13 protein-coding genes are annotated in these 19,010 nt (G+C 70.4%); 10 read left to right on the top strand and 3 right to left on the bottom strand.

Annotated features, from left to right (window positions below):
• Positions 1-5: 5 nt before the first annotated feature.
• Positions 6-3,404 (bottom strand): tetratricopeptide repeat protein, encoded by a 3,399-nt coding sequence (locus ACIBK1_RS36325; protein WP_051762117.1) that lies wholly within the window; start codon positions 3,402-3,404, stop codon positions 6-8.
• Between the two features lie 268 nt (positions 3,405-3,672).
• On the opposite strand from ACIBK1_RS36325, the gene ACIBK1_RS36330 reads away from it, so the two are divergent.
• Positions 3,673-5,703: a beta-galactosidase gene (locus ACIBK1_RS36330; RefSeq protein ID WP_036407994.1), complete on the top strand. Its 2,031-nt coding sequence runs from the start codon at positions 3,673-3,675 to the stop codon at positions 5,701-5,703.
• Here ACIBK1_RS36330 and ACIBK1_RS36335 read toward each other — a convergent pair.
• Positions 5,651-6,739 (bottom strand): LacI family DNA-binding transcriptional regulator, encoded by a 1,089-nt coding sequence (locus tag ACIBK1_RS36335; protein WP_051762116.1) that lies wholly within the window; start codon positions 6,737-6,739, stop codon positions 5,651-5,653. The two genes, ACIBK1_RS36330 and ACIBK1_RS36335, sit on opposite strands and share 53 nt — an antisense overlap.
• A 291-nt stretch (positions 6,740-7,030) precedes the next feature.
• On the opposite strand from ACIBK1_RS36335, the gene ACIBK1_RS36340 reads away from it, so the two are divergent.
• From ACIBK1_RS36340 to ACIBK1_RS36375, 8 genes are all read left to right on the top strand, one after another.
• On the top strand, positions 7,031-8,023 hold the full coding sequence (locus ACIBK1_RS36340) for an ABC transporter permease (RefSeq protein ID WP_030510200.1): 993 nt from the start codon (positions 7,031-7,033) through the stop codon (positions 8,021-8,023).
• Positions 8,020-8,892, top strand: coding sequence for a carbohydrate ABC transporter permease (locus tag ACIBK1_RS36345; RefSeq protein WP_231514053.1), 873 nt, complete (start codon positions 8,020-8,022; stop codon positions 8,890-8,892). The genes ACIBK1_RS36340 and ACIBK1_RS36345 overlap by 4 nt, the downstream gene beginning before the upstream one ends.
• A gap of 76 nt (positions 8,893-8,968) precedes the next feature.
• Entirely contained in the window at positions 8,969-10,627 is a 1,659-nt protein-coding gene (locus tag ACIBK1_RS36350; protein ID WP_030510198.1) for an ABC transporter substrate-binding protein, read from the top strand.
• 70 nt (positions 10,628-10,697) lie between these two features.
• Complete coding sequence (locus ACIBK1_RS36355; protein ID WP_396740182.1) at positions 10,698-12,254, top strand: GH39 family glycosyl hydrolase; 1,557 nt, start codon at positions 10,698-10,700, stop codon at positions 12,252-12,254.
• Positions 12,251-13,006 (top strand): hypothetical protein, encoded by a 756-nt coding sequence (locus ACIBK1_RS36360; RefSeq protein WP_396740184.1) that lies wholly within the window; start codon positions 12,251-12,253, stop codon positions 13,004-13,006. Before ACIBK1_RS36355 ends, ACIBK1_RS36360 begins: the two co-directional genes overlap by 4 nt.
• Positions 13,003-15,054 carry an alpha-glucuronidase family glycosyl hydrolase gene (locus ACIBK1_RS36365; protein ID WP_396740186.1) on the top strand — a complete coding sequence of 684 codons (2,052 nt, stop codon included), beginning with the start codon at positions 13,003-13,005 and terminating at the stop codon, positions 15,052-15,054. Before ACIBK1_RS36360 ends, ACIBK1_RS36365 begins: the two co-directional genes overlap by 4 nt.
• On the top strand, positions 15,051-16,307 hold the full coding sequence (locus ACIBK1_RS36370; protein WP_396740187.1) for an SGNH/GDSL hydrolase family protein: 1,257 nt from the start codon (positions 15,051-15,053) through the stop codon (positions 16,305-16,307). Before ACIBK1_RS36365 ends, ACIBK1_RS36370 begins: the two co-directional genes overlap by 4 nt.
• Positions 16,308-16,409: 102 nt before the next feature.
• On the top strand, positions 16,410-16,865 hold the full coding sequence (locus tag ACIBK1_RS36375) for a GNAT family N-acetyltransferase (protein WP_030510193.1): 456 nt from the start codon (positions 16,410-16,412) through the stop codon (positions 16,863-16,865).
• 8 nt (positions 16,866-16,873) lie between these two features.
• On the opposite strand, the gene ACIBK1_RS36380 is transcribed toward ACIBK1_RS36375, so the two are convergent.
• Positions 16,874-17,341, bottom strand: coding sequence for a MarR family winged helix-turn-helix transcriptional regulator (locus tag ACIBK1_RS36380; protein WP_030510192.1), 468 nt, complete (start codon positions 17,339-17,341; stop codon positions 16,874-16,876).
• Positions 17,342-17,598: 257 nt separating this feature from the next.
• Between ACIBK1_RS36380 and ACIBK1_RS36385 the strand changes: the two genes are divergently transcribed.
• Positions 17,599-18,978, top strand: coding sequence for an extracellular catalytic domain type 1 short-chain-length polyhydroxyalkanoate depolymerase (locus tag ACIBK1_RS36385; protein WP_396740189.1), 1,380 nt, complete (start codon positions 17,599-17,601; stop codon positions 18,976-18,978).
• The last annotated feature ends 32 nt before the right edge of the window (positions 18,979-19,010 follow it).

Here is a 19,010-nt window from a genome sequence, read left to right on the forward strand (position 1 = left end):
TCGCCTCACCATGGCCGGGCAGCCGACCCGTCCGCCTCCAGCCCGAACCGCACCAGGTCTGCCCACCGGTCCCCCTTTCCCTCCTGCACTCGCCGCTTGGCTAGGTCGTACAGTGCGGTGGTGCCGCCGGCATCGGCGGCGGTCCGGGCGAGGCGTTCGGCGCCTTCGTGGTCGCCGGCCTGCTCCCGCATCTGAACCAGATTGCGCATCGCGGTGGTGTCGCCCGCGTCGGCGGCGGCGCGGGCGAGGCGTTCGGCGCCTTCGTGGTCGCCGGCCCGGTACCGCCTCCGCACCAGCTCTTGCAGCGGGAAGGTGTGGCCGGCGTCGGCGGCGGCGCGGGCGAGGCGTTCTGCGCCCTCGTGGTCGCCAGCCTGCTGCCGCAGCTCCGCCAGGGCGGACATCGCGGCGGTGTCGCCGGTGTCGGCGGCGGCCTGGTACATGCGTTCTGCGCCTTCGTGGTCGCCGGCCTCGTGCCGCATCCGCGCCAGGGCGTGCAGCGCGGCGGTGAGGCCGGCGTCGGCGGCGGCCCAGGTGAAGCGTTCGGCGCCTTCGTGGTCGCCGGCCTTCTCCCGTATTCGTGCCAGGCCGTAAACCGCGTCGATCTGGCCGGTGTCGGCGGCGGCCTGGAACATGCGTTCTGCCCCTTCGTAGTCGCCGGCCTGCTCCCACATCACGGCCAGGTGCTGCAGCGCGGTGGTGTGGCCGGCGTCGGCGGCGGCCCGGGCGAGGCGTTCTGCGCCTTCGTGGTCGCCGGCCCGCTGCCGCATCTCGGCCAGGTTCTGGAGCAGAGCGGCGGCGTCGCGGGCGCCGGCGTCGGCGGCCATCCGAGCGGCGCGTTCTGCGCCTTCGTGGTCGCCGGCCTGCTGCCGCATCCGCGCCAGAATCGGGAGCGCGGTGGTGTCGCCGGCCCGGGCGAGGCATTCGGCGCCTTCGTGGTCGCCTGCCAGCTCGCGCAGCCGCGCCAGCTCCCGCAGCGCGAGGGTGTCGCCGGAGTCGGCGAGCGCCTGGAACATGCGTTCGGCGCCCTTGTGGTCGCCGGCCCGCTCGCGCATCCACGCCTGCTCGTGCAGCCTGTTGGTATCGCCGGCGTCGGCGGCGGCCTGGTACAGGCGTTCGGCGCCTCCGTAGTCGCCGGCCTGCCGCCGGAGATGCGCGAGAACCAGGAGAGCGTCGGTGTCGCCGGCGTCGGCGGCCATCCGAGCGGCGCGTTCTGCGCCTTCGTGGTCGCCGGCCAGCTCGCGCAGCCTGGTCAGATACCTCAGTGATAAGGGGTGGCCGGCGTCGGCGGCCATCTGGGCGACGCGTTCTGCGCCTTCGTGGTCGCCGGCCTGCTGCCGCAGCTCCGCCAGGTGCCGCAGCGCGGTGGTGTGACCGGCGTCGGCGGCGGCTCGGGCGAGGCGTTCGGCGCTTTCATGGTCGCCGGCCAGCTCGCGCATGTAGAACGCATCGATCAGCGCGCTGGTGAAGCCGGCGTCTGCGGCTGCCTGGTACAGGCGTTCGGCGCGTTCGAGGTCGCCGGCCTGATCGCGTGTCCGTGCCAGGTTGTAGAGCGTGAGGACGTCACCGGCGTCGGCGGCGGCCCGGGCGAGGCGTTCTGCGCCTTCGTGGTCGCCGGTCTGCTTCCGCATCTCGGTCAGGCTGTAGAGCGCGGAAGTACGGCCGGCGTCGTTCAAGGCCCGGGCGAGGTGTTCTGCGCCTTCGTGGTCGCCGGCCTCCTCCCACGTCCGCGCCAGGTCCCACAGCGCAATGGTGTCGCCCGCGTCGGCGGCGGCCCGGGCGAGGCGTTCTGCGCCTTCGTGGTCGCCGGCCTGCTCCCGGATCCGCGTCAGCTCCCGCAGCGCGGTGGTGTCGCCCGCGTCGGCGACTGCTCGGTACAGCGCGAAGGCGTGACGGTGGCGCCCGCGGTCGCGGGCGGCCCGAGCGAAAGCGCGGTGGTCGCTCACGGAGGCGGCGTGGTGGGTGGCGGCGTTCCAGAAGGTGGCGGGGGGACAGAGGAAGCGGCGTGTGCGGCTGCCGTGTTGTTCGAGATAGTCGGCGAGGCGATAGGCCGGCTCGCCTCCACTGTGTGCGGCGGGAGCGTGACCGGTGCCGGGACGGGGTTTGATCAGGGCCAGCGGTGGGCGGGCTCCCCGGCACGGGCGGTGATCGGTCAGGTAGGCGAAGGCGCGTTCGAGCCAGTCGTCGTCGAGCAGATGCCATTGCTCGTCACTGAGATAGCCGGGGGCGGCTTCCACGAGCAGGAGACGGGGCAGGGCTGGGCCGTGATCGAGCCGGCGGGCGTCGATCGCGGCGTCCAGGACGGCGCGGGCACCGGGTTCTGCGTTGTCGTAGAGCTCCAGCAGAGCCGGACCACCCGCCAGATACTGGGTCAACCGCCCCTCCGGGGCCCGGCGCAACGCCTCGGCCAGACGGAGATCGCCGGTGTTCGCCGCCTGCCGGCCTGCGGCATCGAGATCGGCGCCGGCAAAGGACTCGGGAAGGCGGATGCTGGCGCTTTTGATCAGCTCGCGGGCCTGAGCGTACGGATCGGGCTGACCGGTGTGCGGGATCGCGGTGAGGGTCTTCCAGTAGGCGGGCCACAGGGTGCCCAGCACCAGCACCGGCCCTCGCTCCCGAGCACGCAGCAACTCCCGGAGCCCGCCGGCGATCCGCTCCCCGACGGCTGGATCGGCGGTGAGCAGATAGTGCTGGGTCTCGTTCAGCCACACCACGGTGTGCGGGCCGATCGACCTCAGCTCGGTGAGGACCGCCGCCGGACGGCTCGGCTCGATCGGGTGCCACAGCCGCCACGGTTCGGGCAGGGTCCGGACCGCTTCCCACAAAGTGCGGGTCTTGCCCGTCGACGAGTCGCCGACCAGCACGACCAGCCGGGACGCCCCTGTCTGTACCTGGCGGACCATCTGTGCGAGGGCTTCGTCATGCGCCCGAGGGACGTAGGCGGGCAACTCCTCCAGCTCCTGACCGGCGGTGTCCACGCGAATCGCCGGATGGACCTCCAGGTCCAGCGGCCGGAACTGTCCGATCGGCCGGCCTGGTTCCGCCGCGGCCGGGGGCGGGGTGGGGAAGGCGGCTGTCGGGAGAGGGCAGGCCGGCGGCCGTCCGTTCTGCGCGTCGTCATAGGCCTGCTTCCACGCCGCCATGTCGCCCAGCACCGCGTCGGGATCCCCGCGCTTGTCCTCTGTCACCTTCTTGCGGTAGGCCTCCAGCAGGCGCTCGACCTGTTCGCTCCAGCTCGGCAGCCGCTTACGCGTGCCGTGGATGAGCGACTCGACCGTGGTCTTCGGGATACCGGAGTGGCGGGACAGCCACTGCGCCGAGGGGTTCCAGGCCGCCGCCCGCGCCCCCACCAGGTAATCGAGGAAGAGCCGCATACCGTCGCCGTGGTCGCTGGGCGGGTTCGCCATGTCGTGGCTCCTTCGCTGTCCTCCCCCGACAGATCCCCGGTACCACCAGCCTCGGCGGTGATTTCAGGCTAAAACCGGATAGGCCGCTCTGTACGGCAGTCGCGGCCACCGGAAAGACCCCGGATAATCCGGGGCAAGCCGTCGGCGTATGCTCGTGCGCCGGTCGTCGATTGACTCATCCCTGTACGTCCGATTAGCTCTGGTGGCGGCTCGCGACGGCGTACGGAACGGACGGGGACGCGACGACCTCTCAGCCCGGGAGTGACGGATGACAGACGCTCGCATGCGCGCCCTCCGGGACCGCCTCGGCGGCCTGGCGTACGGCGGGGACTACAACCCCGAGCAGTGGGACCCGGGCGTGTGGCGGGAGGACGTCCGGCTCATGCGCGAGGCGGGGGTGAACCTCGTGTCGCTCGGCGTCTTCGCGTGGGCGTCGCTCGAACCGGAGCCCGGAGAATACGAGTTCGGCTGGCTTGACGAGGTCATGGACCTGCTCCACGAGAACGGCATCGCGGTCAACCTGGCCACCCCCACCGCCGCGCCGCCCGCGTGGCTGACCCACCGCCACCCCGAGGTCCTCCCCGTCATGGCCGACGGCGAGCGGTTCGGCTTCGGCAACCGCCTGCACTACGACCCCTCGTCCCCGATCTACCGGGAGCACGCGGCGAACATCACCAGGCGACTGGCGGAGCGCTACTCCTTCCACCCCGCCCTGGCGATGTGGCACATCAGCAACGAGTACGGCCCGACCGCCTACAACGAGGCCGCCTCGGCCGGTTTCCGCCGCTGGCTCCGGCGCAGGTACGGCGACCTGGAGACCCTCAACGAGGCGTGGACCACCCGCTTCTGGGGGCAGGTCTACACCGACTGGGACCAGGTCGAGGCGCCGGCCGTGCCGCGTACCTGGATGAACCCCAGCCGCATCCTGGACTTCAAGCGCTTCACCTCGGACGCCCTGCTGGAGTGTTTCGTGGCCGAGCGCGACATCGTCCGCTCCTTCCGCGACGACATCCCGATCGTCACCAACTTCATGCGCTTCTACCGGCACGCCGACTACTGGCGCTGGGCCCCGGAGGAGGACGCGGCGGCCCTGGACATCTACCCCGACCCCGCCGACCCGGACGCGCACGTGTCGTCGGCCTTCCAGTTCGATTTGTTCCGGTCGCTCAAGGGCGGGCGGCCGTGGCTGCTGATGGAGCAGGCGGCGAGCGCGGTCAGCCAGTGGAGGCTCAACGTGGTCAAGGAGCCCGGCCGGATGCGGCTCGGCTCGCTCCAGGCGGTCTCCCGCGGGGCCGACTCCGTCATGTTCTTCCAGTGGCGGGCCGGCCGCGGCGGTCACGAACGCTTCCACTCGGCGATGCTGCCGCACTCCGGCCCGCGGTCGCGCACCTTCCGCGAGGTCGCCGCGCTCGGCCGCGAAACCGGGTTGCTCGCGCCGGTGGCGGGGACGACCACGCGGGCCGAGGTCGCGGTCCTGTTCGACTGGAACAACTGGTGGGGGCTGGAGGAGCTGTGGGGCCTGCCCCGCAACGACTTCAGCTACGTGGACACCGTCATGCGGCACTACCGGCCGCTGTGGGAGCACCATTACGCGGTCGACGTCGTGTCCACCAGGAGCGACCTGTCGCCGTACAAGGTGCTGGTCGTGCCCAACGCGTATCTCGTCGACGACGAGGGCGCCGCCGCCGTCACCGAGTTCGCCCGCGGCGGCGGGACCGTCGTCATGTCCTTCTTCTCAGGCGTGGTCGACGCGTGCAACCGCGTCCGCCCGGACGGTTACCCGGGCGCGTTCCGCCGCCTCATCGGCGCGAAGATCGACGAATACTGGCCGGCGCGTCCCGGCGAGCGGTTCACCGTCGATTTCGCCGACGGGCACACGGCGACGGCGGACTGGTGGCGCGAGGACATCCACCTCGAAACCGGGACGGCGCTGGCGACCTACGCGGACGGCCTGCTCAAGGGACGCGCCGCGGTCGTCGCCAACGAATTCGGCGCCGGCCGGGTCGTCTACTTCGCCACCCTTCTGGAACAGGACGCCTTCGACCGGGTGCTGATCGGCGAGCTGAGGGCGGCGGGCGTGGAGAACCGCTTCGACGGCCTCCCCGCCCACCTGGAGTGCACGGTCCGCGAGGACGAGCGGCACGAATACCTCTTCCTCCTCAACCACGACGCGGAGGCGTCCGTCGCCGTACCCGTGGAGGGCGACGGCACGGACCTTCTCACCGGCCTCCCGGCGTCGGGGGAGGTCACCGTGCCTCCCCTCGGAGCCGCGGTCGTGCGCCGGACGCGGCAGGCGTGACCGCGGCCCGGCTCCCCGGCGGCGCGGTGCTCTCGCGGACCACGAGCTCGTTCGCGAGGTCGATCCGGCTCGTGGCAGGCTCCACGCCGCGGGCCAGGTCGAGCAGCATCTGGGTCGCGACCGTCGCCATGTCGCGCAGCGGCTGGCCCACCGTGGTCAGAGCGGGCTCGACCCAGCCGGCGACGGGCACGTTGTCGTAGCCGACCACCGACAGGTCCCCGGGGACGTCGAGGCCGAGCCGCCGGGCCGCGCGCAGGACGCCGAGCGCCTGCAGGTCCGACCCGGCGAAGATCGCGGTCGGCCGGTCCGGGCGCGACAGCAGGTCCATCGAGTGCTCGTATCCGGCGTCGACGTAGAAGTTGCCGTACCTGACGAGGTCGGGGTCGACGGCGAGCCCCGCCTCGTCGTGGGCGACCCGGAAGCCGGCGACCCGTGCCCTGCTGCACATCACGTCCTTGGGGCCGGAGACGACCGCGATGCGGCGGTGGCCCAGCTCCAGGAGATGACGGGTGGCGAGCAGGCCGCCGTCCCAGTTGTTCGAGCCGACCACGGGCACGGACTCGGCGATCTCACCGTCGGTGTCGACGACGACGAACGGGACCTGCGCCCGCCGCAGCTTCTGCTGCTGCGACTGAGACGGCCTGGACATGACGAACAGCACGCCGAGTGGCCGATGGTCGAGCACGCCGTCCAGCCACTCATCCGGTGGCAGGTGCGCCCCGTTCAGCTGGGACAGGACGACCTCGATCCGCGCGGCGGCGGCGACGGCGTCGACGCCCCGGATGATCTCCATCGACCACATGGAGTTCAACTCGTGGAAGACGAGGTCGATCTGCCCCTTGAGCGTGCGCCGCTTGGAACGGCGGCGGTACTGGTGCCGCGCGAGGCCGGCCTCGACGCGTTCCCGTGTGTCGGGCGCGACGTCGGGCCGTCCGTTGAGGACCTTGGAGACCGTGGTCACCGAGACGCCGAGCTCTTCGGCGATGGACGCGATCGTGGCAGGGCGTGGATCGCGGGCGGGGGAGGCGCTGGTCATCTGTCCGCTCGTCGTTTCTCCGAAAGTTTCGCGAAACTCTACCACCGGAAAGCGCAGAGATACACCGAGATCCTGGCGGTATTGGGGTGTGTTCGGGGAGAATGTCAATGATTGACTGCCCTCTTGACGCACCCATGTCCGGGTCCTATATTTCCGCAATATTAACGAGAACTTTCGAAACTTTCGGTTCGCGCTGCCGTGCCACTTTTCGGGACGGAGTGCGCGAAGCCGCCCCTATCGGCGGCCGCACGCGCCGCCATGGATCCGTTCCGATGGCACCGGAGGCACGGGATGAGTACCACCAGGGCGATCGACGCGTCGCCGGACACCGGGGATCCCCGGCGGGCGAGGCCCGATCCCGCCCGGGCGCAGCGCCCGCCGCGCCGCACCTGGCGCCAGGCGCTGCGCCGTGATTGGCAGCTCTACTCGCTGGCGATCCTTCCGCTGCTGTTCTTCGTGATCTTCCGGTATCTGCCGATGATCGGGAACGTCATCGCCTTCCGGAAGTTCCAGCCCGGCGGCAGCGTGCTCGGCGAGGAATGGGTCGGCCTGCGCTACGTGAAGATGTTCCTGAACGACCCGTCGTTCTGGCAGGTGTTCACCAACACCGTGGTCATCGGCGCGCTGACCCTGCTGTTCTGCTTCCCGACGCCGATCGTGCTCGCCCTGCTGATCAACGAGCTGCGCGGCCGGAAGATCAAGCGGTTCGTCCAGTCGGTGTCCTACCTGCCGCACTTCCTGTCGATGGTGATCGTGGCCGGGCTGGTCATGGAGATGCTGTCGGTGGACGGACCGGTCAACCAGCTCCTGCGCGCGGCCGGCAACGAGCCCGTCGCGTTCATGCAGGAGGCGGGATGGTTCCGGACGATCTACGTCTCCTCCGAGATGTGGCAGACGGTCGGCTGGGGGACGATCATCTACCTCGCCGCGCTCACGACCATCGACGAGCAGTTGTACGAGGCGGCCAGGATCGACGGCGCGAGCCGCTGGCGGCAGATCTGGCACGTGACCCTCCCCGGCATCCGGCCGACCGCGATGACGCTGCTGATCCTCAACATCGGCACGTTCATGGCCGTGGGCTTCGAGAAGATCCTGCTGCTCTACAACCCGCTGACGTATCCCACCGCCGACGTGATCTCCACGTACCTCTACCGGATGGGCATCGTCTCCAACAGCTTCAGCTACGCCGCGGCGATCGGCCTGTTCGAGGCCGTGATCGGGCTGGCCCTGGTCATGTCGGCGAACCTGATCTCCCGGCGCACGGTGGGGACGAGCCTGTGGTGACCGTCGACAGGACCCGGGGCTACCGGGTGTTCCGGGTCGTCAACACGATCATCCTGACCGCCGTCGTGGTCGTGACCCTGTACCCCTTCGTCAACATCGTCGCCCGGTCGCTCAGCGACGAGTTCGCCATCCGCGCCGGCAAGGTCAACCTCGTCCCCGTCGGGTTCACCTTCCATACGTACGAGTTCGTGGCCTCCGACCCGACGTTCTGGACCAACTATCGCAACACGGTGGTCTACACGGTCGTCGCCACGGCCATCGCGATGGTCATGACCACGTGCTACGCGTACGTGCTGTCGAAGAAGCACCTGAAGGGCCGGACGTTCCTCATCGGGATCGCGGTCTTCACGATGTTCTTCACCGGCGGGCTCATCCCCAACTACATCCTCATCTCCAGCCTCGGGCTGAAGGACAGCATCTGGGCCATCGTGCTGCCGAACGCGATCAGCGTCTTCAACCTCCTGGTGATGAAGGCGTTCTTCGAAGGCCTTCCGGTCGAGCTGGAGGAGGCCGCGGCGATCGACGGCATGAACACCTACGGCATCCTGTTCCGGATCGTGCTGCCGCTGTCGAAGGCGGTCCTCGCGACGATGGTGCTGTTCTACGCCGTGTCGTTCTGGAACTCGTGGTTCGCAGCCTTCCTCTACATGAGCCAGAACGACCTGTTCCCGGTGACCGTCTACCTGCGCAACCTCATCGCCGGCGCCACCACGGGCACGTCCGTCGGCGCCGACGCCACCGACATGACCGTGGCCACCAACATCAAGTCCGTGACGATGGTGCTCACGGTCATCCCGATCCTGGTGGTCTACCCCTTCGTCCAGCGGTACTTCGTCAAGGGCGTCATGCTCGGCGCGGTGAAGGGATAACACGCCGGACCTCTCATTACGCATTCGCTCAGCCCGTTTCCCCAGCTCATTTCACCAGGGAAAGGACCCCCCTTTCATGCATGAGATCAACCGGCGTCAGGCGATGGTCGCCGTTGGAGCCTTCCTCGCGCTCGCCGCGTGCAGCACCGACGGCGACTCCGGCGCCAAGAAGAGCGGTGACGACTTCGCGGCGAACCGGGACGGCGCGATGGCCGACTACGGCGTCGGCAAGCCGTTCAAGGCCGCCGCTCCGCTCACGTTCAGCATCCTCTACAACAACCACCCGTTCTATCCGATCAAGAACGACTGGCTGTTCTGGTCCGAGCTGACCAAGCGGACCAACGTGACGCTGCAGCCGAACGTGGTGCCGCTGAGCGACTACGAGAACAAGCGCAGCCTGATGATCGGCGCGGGCGACGCCCCGATGATCATTCCGAAGACCTACCCCGGCCAGGAGACCCCCTTCGTCGCCTCGGGCAGCGTCCTGCCGGTCAGCGACTATCTCGACCTGATGCCGAACTTCAAGGAGAAGATCGCCAAGTGGAACCTGCAGCCGGACCTTGACACGCTCCGGCAGGCGGACGGCCGCTTCTACCTGCTCCCCGGCCTCCACGAGGACTACTGGACGGACTACACGCTCGTGGTGCGCAGCGACATCCTCGACAAGCTCGGGCTGGAGATCCCGCAGACCTGGGACGACGTGCACAACATGCTCAAGGCGATGAAGAAGGAGTATCCCGACTCCTATCCCTACTCCGACCGATGGGGCATCCCCACGCCGGGCGGCGCCATGCTGAACCAGGTCTTCGGCCTGGGCAGCGGCGCACGCGGCGGCTGGGGCTTCACGACCGGCATCACGTGGGATCCCAACGCGCAGAAGTTCGCCTTCACCGGCGCCATGGACCAGTACAAGCAGATGCTGCAGTTCCTCCACACGCTGGTCGAGGAGAAGCTGCTCGACCCGGAGAGCTTCACGCAGCAGGACGACCAGGCGATCCAGAAGCTGGCGTCCGGCAAGTCCTTCGTGATCAGCGGCAACGCCCAGACGCTGGTGAACGAGTATCGCCCGCCGCTGGAGAAGGCCAACCCGAAGGCGAAGCTCATCAAGATCCCGGTGCCCATCGGGCCCCAGGGGCCGGTCAAGGCCGACGCCAACGACAGCCGGCTGGAGAACGGCATCATGATCTCCAAGAAGGCCCGCGACAGCAAGAACTTCGTCGCGATGATGCAGTTCATCGACTGGCTCTGGTATTCCGACGAGGGCCAGGTGTTCGCCAAGTGGGGCGTCGAGGGGACCACCTACACCAAGGACGCCTCCGGCAAGTATCAGCTGGCGAAGGACGTCGACTTCGTCGGTCTCAACGCCGGCGCGCCCAAGCATCTGCAGAAGGACTTCGGCTTCTCCAACGGCGTGTTCGCCTACGGCGGCAGCACCGAACTGCTCCAGTCGACCTTCTCCGAGGAGGAGATCGAATGGCAGAAGACGATGAACGCCAGGCAGGCCCTGCCGCCGAAGCCGCCGAGCCCGCTCAGCGACGAGGAGCGCGAGCAGGCCGCGCTGTGGCAGACCCCGCTGAAGGACCACGCCACCCAGAACACGCTCGAGTTCATCCTCGGCAAGCGGAGCTTCGACGAGTGGGACGCCTACGTCAAGGAACTCGAGGCGAAGAACATGACGTCCTACGTCAACCTCGTCAACGGCGCGTACGAGCGCTACAAGAAGGAGCACGGCTGACCGGCCCGTGCCGGCCGTGCCCGACCCACGGCCGGCGCGTGCTGTTCCGAACGGCGAGCGAAGGACGATGATGCGCGACCTTGTCCCCGGTGTCCCGGACGAGAGCCCGAGCAGGCTGACGGACGCCTGGCGGTTCTGCGTCGGCACCGGCCGGTTCGACCTGGCCCTGCGCCGGGACTACCAGGAGTCGCTGGCGCTGGTGCAGCGGGAGATCGGCTTCCGGCACATCCGGGGGCACGGGCTGCTGAGCGACGGGGTGGGCGTCCACCGGCCGTACGACCACGGGGGGAGACGGCACGTGCGGCACGTGTTCACCTACGTGGACCAGGTGATCGACGCCTACCTCGACCTCGGGATCGCGCCGTTCGTCGAGCTGGGTTTCATGCCCTCCGGGCTCGCGTCCGGCGACCAGACCGTGTTCTGGTGGCGGGGCAACATCACCCCGCCCCGCGACTGGCACGAGTGGGCCGCGCTGGTGCGGGCCACGGTGACCCACCTGGTCGACCGGTACGGGCTCGACCAGGTGCGCACCTGGCCGATCGAGGTGTGGAACGAGCCCAACCTCAAGGAGTTCTGGCTCGACGCCGACGAGGGCGCCTACCAGCGGCTCTACGAGGTGACCGCGAACACGATCAAGGACGTCGACGCCTCGCTGCAGGTGGGCGGGCCGGCCATCTCTCCCGGCTCCGACGACTGGCTGGTGCGCTTCGCCGACTTCGTCGCCGAACGGTCCCTGCCGATCGACTTCGTCAGCAGGCACGCCTACACCTCCGGCCCGGCCCGGCACGTGCCGTTCGGCGTGCGCCAGACGCTGGCCCCGCCGTCGCGGCTGCTGGAGCAGTTCGCCTTGCCCCGGCGGCAGCTGCGGGGCGGCCCGCTCGCGGACCTGCCCGTGCACATCACCGAGTTCAACTCCTCCTACCGGCCCGACAACCCGATCCACGACACGGCCTTCCACGCCGCGTACCTCGCGCCGGTGCTGGCCGCCGGGGGAGACCTGGCGGACTCCTTCTCCTACTGGACCTTCAGCGACATGTTCGAGGAGGTGGGAGTGCCGCCCTCGTTGTTCCACGGCGGCTTCGGCCTGCTGACCCACCGCCAGATCAAGAAGCCGACCTATCACCTGTACGCCTTCATGGCCCGCATGGGCGAGGAGATCCTGGCGCGCGGACCGGACCACCTGGTCACCCGGGACGACACCGGCCGGGTCACCGCGCTGGCCTGGGCGCCGGTGGACGTCACTGGGGGCGCGCCGGCCGACGCGCACAGCCTGCGGCTGTCGATCCCGGTCGGCTCCCCGTCCGGCCGGGCCTTCCTGCTGCGCTCGTCGGTGAGCGAGGAGAAGGGCAACGCCTGGAGGGCGTGGTGCGAGATGGGCCGGCCGGCCTCGCCCCGGCCCCGGCAGCTCGACGCGCTCAGGGAGGCGGCCGAGCCGGTCCGCGCCCACCGCAGCCTGCCGATCGAGGACGGGCGCGTCCGCCTGGACATCACCCTCGACCGCCACGAGGTCACGCTGCTGGAGATCACGCCCGTGGCCGACGAGACCCCGCCCTGGGAGCATGGGCAGGACGAGCGCCACCTGCTCGGCCTGGACGCGCTCGCCTCGGATGGGGAGGGCGCGTCATGACCGAGACGACGATCCGGCGGTTCGGCCAGGGGCCGCTCTCGCGCGCCTCCGCGCTGGTCTACACCCTGCTCGTGGTCGAGCTCCTGGTCCTGGCCACCACTCTGCCCGGCCTCGTCGGGCTCGTCCTGCTCGACCGCGACGCCGCGAACGTCCCGCTGGCCGCGGTCTGCGCGCTTCCGGCCGGTCCGGCGCTGTCGGCCGCGCTGTACGCGCTGCACCGCCGCAGTTTGGACCTGACCGACCTCCACCCGGCGTCCGCGTTCTGGCGTGGCTACCGGATGAACGTGCGGGGCGTGCTCACGCTCTACGTGCCGTGGCTGGCGTGGCTGACCGTCCTCGGGACGACGCTGGCCAACTTCGGCGCCGCCGGGGTGCCGGGCTGGTGGGCGGCCCTGCTCGTCGTCGTCGCGCTCGCGTCGGCCCTCTGGGGCGCGAACGCGCTCGTGATCACATCGCTGTTCGCGTTCCGCGCCAGGGACGTCGCCCGCCTGGCCGCCTACTTCCTGTTCTCCACGCCCCGCGTCGCGCTCGGCAACGCCTGCCTCGTCGTCGTCGCGGGCGGCGTCACGCTGGTCGCCACCGAGGCCGCGCTGACGCTGCTCGGCTCGGTGTTCGCGTCGGCGCTGCTGCTGAACAGCCGGCCGCTGATCGCCGAGGTCACGGAGAAGTTCACCCTGCAAGGCGGCGCCGCGCAGGGCGATGCCGCGCACGCCGAAGCCGCGCGGGGCGTTTCCCCGGAGGCGACCTCGTGACGATTCCCGATCCCGTCCACCCCGCGTGGCTGCCGTCGGAGGCGTTCCGGGCGATCGGCGCGCGCCGCACGCTCGTGCTCGGCGACGGGCTCCTCGCCGGGACCGTGCACGACGAGGTGGCGCAGGCCTGCGCCCGATACGGCGGACGCGTGCGTCGCGACGCCGGCAGCGAGCCGTACGACCTCGTGCTCGCGCTCACCACCGCCGAGGTCCCCCCGGGCGTCGCGGGCGAGGTCCGCCCCGATTCCGCGCTCGGCGACGAGGGGTACGTGCTCGCCCGCAGGGACGGCGCCACGGTCGTGCTCGCCGACGAGCCCGCCGGGCTGCTCTACGGCCTGTTCCACGTCGTACGGCTCGGTGAGCGGGCGTTCGCCGCGGAGCGACCGGCCGAGCACCACCGGCCGGCGACGCGGCGGCGCATGCTCGACCACTGGGACAACGTCGACGTGCATCCCGTGATGGGCCAGGTCGAACGCGGCTACGCGGGCGGGTCCGTCTTCTGGCGCGACGGAGCCCCCCGCGGCGACCTGGCCCGGGTGCGGGCCTACGCGCGGCTGCTGGCTGCCTGCGGCGTGAACGCGATCTCCGTGAACAACGTCAACGTGCACGCCACCGAGGCCCGCCTACTGACGGACCGGCTCGGCGACGTCGCCGCGCTCGCGGACGTGTTCCGGCCGTACGGGATCAGGGTCCACCTGTCGGTGAACTTCGCCTCGCCCGTCGTCCTCGGGGGGCGGCCAACCGCCGACCCGCTGGACGAGGACGTGCGCACGTGGTGGGCGGACGTCACCGAACGGGTCTACGAGACGATTCCCGACTTCGGTGGCTATGTGGTGAAGGCCGACTCGGAGGGGCAGCCCGGCCCGTTCGCGTACGGGCGCGACCACGCCGACGGCGCGAACCTCCTGGCCGAGGCGCTGGCGCCGTACGGTGGGGTCGTGCACTGGCGGGCCTTCGTCTACAACCACCGGCAGGACTGGCGCGACCGGTCCACCGACCGGGCCCGCGCCGCGTACGACCACTTCGCGCCGCTCGACGGGCGGTTCCGCGACAACGTGATCCTCCAGGTGAAGCACGGCCCGATCGACTTCCAGGCGCGCGAGCCGGTGTCGCCGGTCGTCGCGGCCATGCCCGCCACCCGCCTGGCCGTGGAACTGCAGGTGACGCAGGAGTACACCGGCCAGCAGCGGCACGTCTGCTACCTCGCCCCGATGTGGCGAGAGGTGCTCGGCTTCCGTCCCTGGGGAGACGGCGGGGCCGACGTGGCGGAGCTCGTCGGCGGCGGCGATCTGGTGGGGGTCTCCAACGTGGGGGACGACCCCTACTGGACCGGTCACCCGCTCGCCCAGGCCAATCTGTACGCCTTCGGCCGCCTGGCCTGGGAGCCGCGGCTGGACCCGGCGGCGATCCTCGACGAGTGGATCGACCTCACCTTCCTGCCGGCGGCGACGGGGGACGCGGAGCCTGCGGCGAGCGGAGGAACCGGGCGGTTGCGGCGCACCCTGCACGAGATCATGGACGACTCCTGGCGCACCTACGAGCGGTACACGGCTCCGCTGGGCGTCGGGTTCATGGTCCGTCCCGGCCACCACTACGGGCCCGACGTGGACGGATACGAGTACACGCCGTGGGGCACCTATCACTTCGCCGACCGGGACGGCGTCGGCGTGGACCGCACCCGGGCCACCGGCACCGGCTTCACCGGCCAGTATCCGCCGCCGTGGTCGGAGGTGTACGAGTCGCTCGCCGACTGTCCCGACGAACTGCTGCTGTTCTTCCACCACGTCCCGTACGGGCACGTGCTGCGCAGCGGGTCGACCGTCATCCAGCACATCTACGACACGCACTTCGCGGGCGCCGAGCAGGTGACCGAGGCCAGGCGGCGATGGCAGGAGGCCGCCGGGCTGTTCGACCCGTCCCTGCACGACCGGGTGAAAGCCCTCCTCGACGAGCAGGTCCGCTGCGCGGAGGAGTGGCGCGACCAGATCAACGCCTACTTCTTCCGCAAGTCGGGCGTCCCCGACGCGCACGGGAGGTGCATCCCATGACGGCGCCTGTTTCCCGGCCGGACGGGCACTGGGTCCCCACCTGGACGGCGATGCCGCAGCTGACCGAGCCGGACAACATGCCGCCTCCACCGTTCATCCGGGACGATCCCGTTCTCGGCGACGCCGCTGTTCTTTGCGACACCACCGTGCGGCAGACGGTCCAGGTCTCGGTGGGCGGGCGGCGGCTGCGGGTGCGGGTGACGAACGCCTTCGGCGGTGCGGCGCTGCCCGTCACGAAGGCGACCCTGGCGCTGCCGGCCGGTGGGCGGGCGGGGGTGAGCGCGGTCCAGGCGGGGACGGTGCGGCCGGTGACCTTCCACGGCCGCGCGTCGGTGACGATCCCCGCCGGGGCGCAGGCCGTCTCCGACCCGCTGGAGGTCGAGGTGCCGCCCCGGTCGAACCTCACCGTGACGGTCTATCTGGCCGAGGGCCAGCGCTCGCTGAGCATCACCTCGCATCCGGGGTCGCGGACCACCTCCCATCTGCTGGCCGGCGACCACGCCGACGCCGCCGACCTGCCCGGCGCGACCGCGGTGGACCACTGGTACTTCCTCGGCGGGATGGAGGTGTGGGCCGGGCCCTCGGTCGCCGCGGTGGCGGTGGTGGGCGACTCGCTGTCCGACGGCCGGGGCTCGACCACCAACGGCAACGACCGCTGGCCCGACCGGCTGCTCGACCGCCTGCGGTCCCGGCACGGCATGGACGGCGTCGCGGTGCTCAACCAGGCGGCCGGCGGCAACCGGGTGCTCAACGACGGCCTTGGCCCCAACGCGCTGGCCCGGCTGGACCGCGACGTGCTCGCCCACAGCGGCGTGGCGTGGCTGGTCCTGTTCGAGGGGGTCAACGACATCGGCACCGCCGAGGCGAGCCCGGCCGCGCAGAAGCAGGTGGCCGACGACCTGATCTTCGCCTACGACCAGATCGTCACGCGGGCGCACGCACGGGGCATCCGCGTGTACGGCGCGACGCTGACGCCGTTCGGCGGCAACGACTCCTACGACGACCCGCAGGGCTGCAGGGAGGGAGCCCGGCAGGCGGTCAACCAGTGGATCCGCGCCGCCGGCCGGTTCGACGCGGTGATCGACTTCGACCGCGCCGCCCGTGACCCGGCCGAGCCCCGCCGTCTGCTCGCGGCGTACGACGTGGGCGACCACCTGCACCTGAACCCGGCGGGATACCAGGCCCTCGCCGACGCCGTGCCGGCCCACCTGTTCCGGCGGGAGCCGCTGCCGCCCGGCTTCGGATTCGCCTGACCCGGCGGCTAGAGTGGCGTCGGCCTGTGGTTCCCCGACCACCGGCACCGAGCACCGGCACCGACCACCGACGTCACGAGCATCCCGGGATGAACGAGCGCGATGAGAATCGTCGAGGACGACCTGTCCGGCCCGCAGATCGCCGAGTTCCTGCGGGAACACGTCGGGGAGATGCGGTCCATCACGCCGCTGGAGAGCAAGCACGCCCTCGATCTCGACGCCCTGCGCACGCCCGAGGTCACGTTCTGGTCGGTGATGGACGGTGACACCGTCGTGGGCTGCGGGGCGATCAAGAGGCTCGACCCGGCGCACGCCGAGCTGAAGTCGATGCGTACGGCGGCGTCGCGCAAGCGCGGCGGGGTCGCGTCCCTGCTGCTGGAGCACATCATCGCCGAGGCCCGGCGGATGGGCTTCATCCGGCTGAGCCTGGAGACCGGCTCTGCCGACTTCTTCCTGCCCGCCAGGCGGCTGTACGAGAAGTTCGGGTTCGTGCGCTGCGAGCCCTTCGCCGACTATCGGCCCGATCCGAACAGCGTGTTCATGACCAGGCCGCTCTGACGACGTCGTCAGTACGCGTCGGAGCGAAGGGCCCGGGCGCACACGGTGAGGCCGTCTCTGAGGGTCTCACGCGTGGTGTTGTCGACCTTCTCCAGCATGACCGCTTCGATGTCGTCCAGCGAGCTGTCGCAGCGCCGCAGCACGGCCACCCCCTCGGGAGTGAGGCGGGCGCACAGCGTGCGGCCGCCGCCCGGGTGCGGATCGCGGCGGATCAGGCCGCGCCGTTCCAGGTCGCGGATGACGAGGTTCATCGCCTGCGGCGTGACGAAGGCGATGCGGGCCAGCTCCGCCGACGACGCCCCGTCGCGTGTGCGCAGTTCGCTGAGCGCCATGTATTCGGTCGTGGTGACGCCGTGCCTGGCGAGCGCGTCGTCCAGGCGGGCGCGGATGCGGCGTTCCAGGCGGAACACCAGGTAGCTCAGGCGTGCCGCGGGCGCGGCGGGCTGGGCGCTGGGACGGGTGCGGCGGGCGGTCACCGGACGACCATACCGTGCGATCTTCAGGATGTAAGTTTCGCGCGTATGTATCAAGTTACTTGATACAAAGTACCTTGATATGCAGCGGAAACGCCTATTCGATCGCCGAGGCCCTCGCGGGCGTGCCTTGACTGCGGGCCGACGCCCCTTCTATACCGGCTGACGTCACAACTTCCGAGCGGACGGCGATTCCGGGACGTGCGCGGAAAGGCACACGGAAAAGAAGGAACCGCCGCTGATCCAAAAAGGAGGAGCGGATGAAGCGATTACTCGCGGCGTTCGCCGGTGCCGTCACCGCGGTGCTGTGCGCCGCCGCGGCCCTGGCGTCGGTGCTGGTGTCCGCGCACCCCGCCGCCGCGGCCACGCTTACCGAGGTGACCGGTTTCGGCGCCAACCCCGGCAACCTGCGCATGTACCTGTACGTCCCGAACAGCGTGCAGCAGAACCCGCCGATCGTGCTGGCCATGCACACGTGCGGCGGAACGGGGCCGGGCTTCTACTCGTCCACCGAGTTCGCGTCGCTGGCCGACCGGCACGGCTTCATCGTGATCTACCCGTCGGCCTCGAAGAAGATGAACTGCTTCGACAACTGGTCCGAGGCGTCCAAGGTACGCGGCGGCCAGACCGACCCGGTGTCGCTCATGTCGATGGTGACCTACGTCGAGCAGCAGTACCACGGAGACCCGAACCGGGTGTTCGCGACCGGCGCCTCCTCCGGCGCGATGATGACCAACGCCATGCTCGCCCTGTATCCCGAGGTCTTCAAGGCGGGCGCGGCGTTCATGGGCGTGCCGTTCACGTGTTTCCCCAACGAGGCGGCCTACAACCCGGCGGGCAACTCCTCCCCGTGCGTGGGCAAGACCGCGCAGCAGTGGGGCGACGCGGTCCGCAACGCGAACCCGGGCTACCGGGGACCCTGGCCGCGCATGCAGCTGTGGCACGGCACCAGTGACACCGTGGTCTCCTACGCCGAGCTGGACGAGGAGATCAAGCAGTGGACGAACGTCCACGGCCTGAGCCAGACGCCGACCACCACGGACACGCCGCAGTCCGGGTGGAACCGCCGCCGCTACGCCGACGCCTCGGGGACGGTGCAGGTCGAGGCCTACACCATCCAGGGCGCGGGCCACAGCCTCCCCATGGGCGGCATGGCGGCCGTCGCCATCCAGTTCTTCGGTCTCACCGGCAGCCCGAGCCCGAGTCCGAGTCCGAGTCCGAGCGTCAGCCCGTCCGCGAGCCCGTCCGTGAGTCCGAGTGTCAGCCCGTCCGCGAGCCCGTCCGCGAGCCCGTCCGCGAGCCCGTCGAATCCGCAGCAGGGCGCCTCCTGCCGGATCACGTACAGGCCCAACTCCTGGAGCGACGGCTTCACGGCGGACGTCACGATCACGAACACCGGCAACGCGCCCGTGAACGGCTGGACCGTCACCTGGACGTGGCCGGGCAACCAGCGGATCACCAACGCGTGGAACGCCGGCGTGACCCAGTCCGGCGCCCAGGTCACCGCACGCAACGTCTCCTACAACCCCGCCATCCCCGCCGGAGGCAGCACGAACTTCGGCTTCCAGGCCACCTACAGCGGCAGCAACACCGCACCGGCCGCTTTCGCCCTCAACGGCGCGGCCTGCACGATCGCCTGACCGGTCCCGGCCGCGCCGCGACGAGCCATCAG

It is taken from the genome of Microbispora rosea, assembly GCF_044460045.1.
In the GTDB taxonomy this organism is placed as follows: Bacteria; Actinomycetota; Actinomycetes; order Streptosporangiales; family Streptosporangiaceae; genus Microbispora; species Microbispora rosea.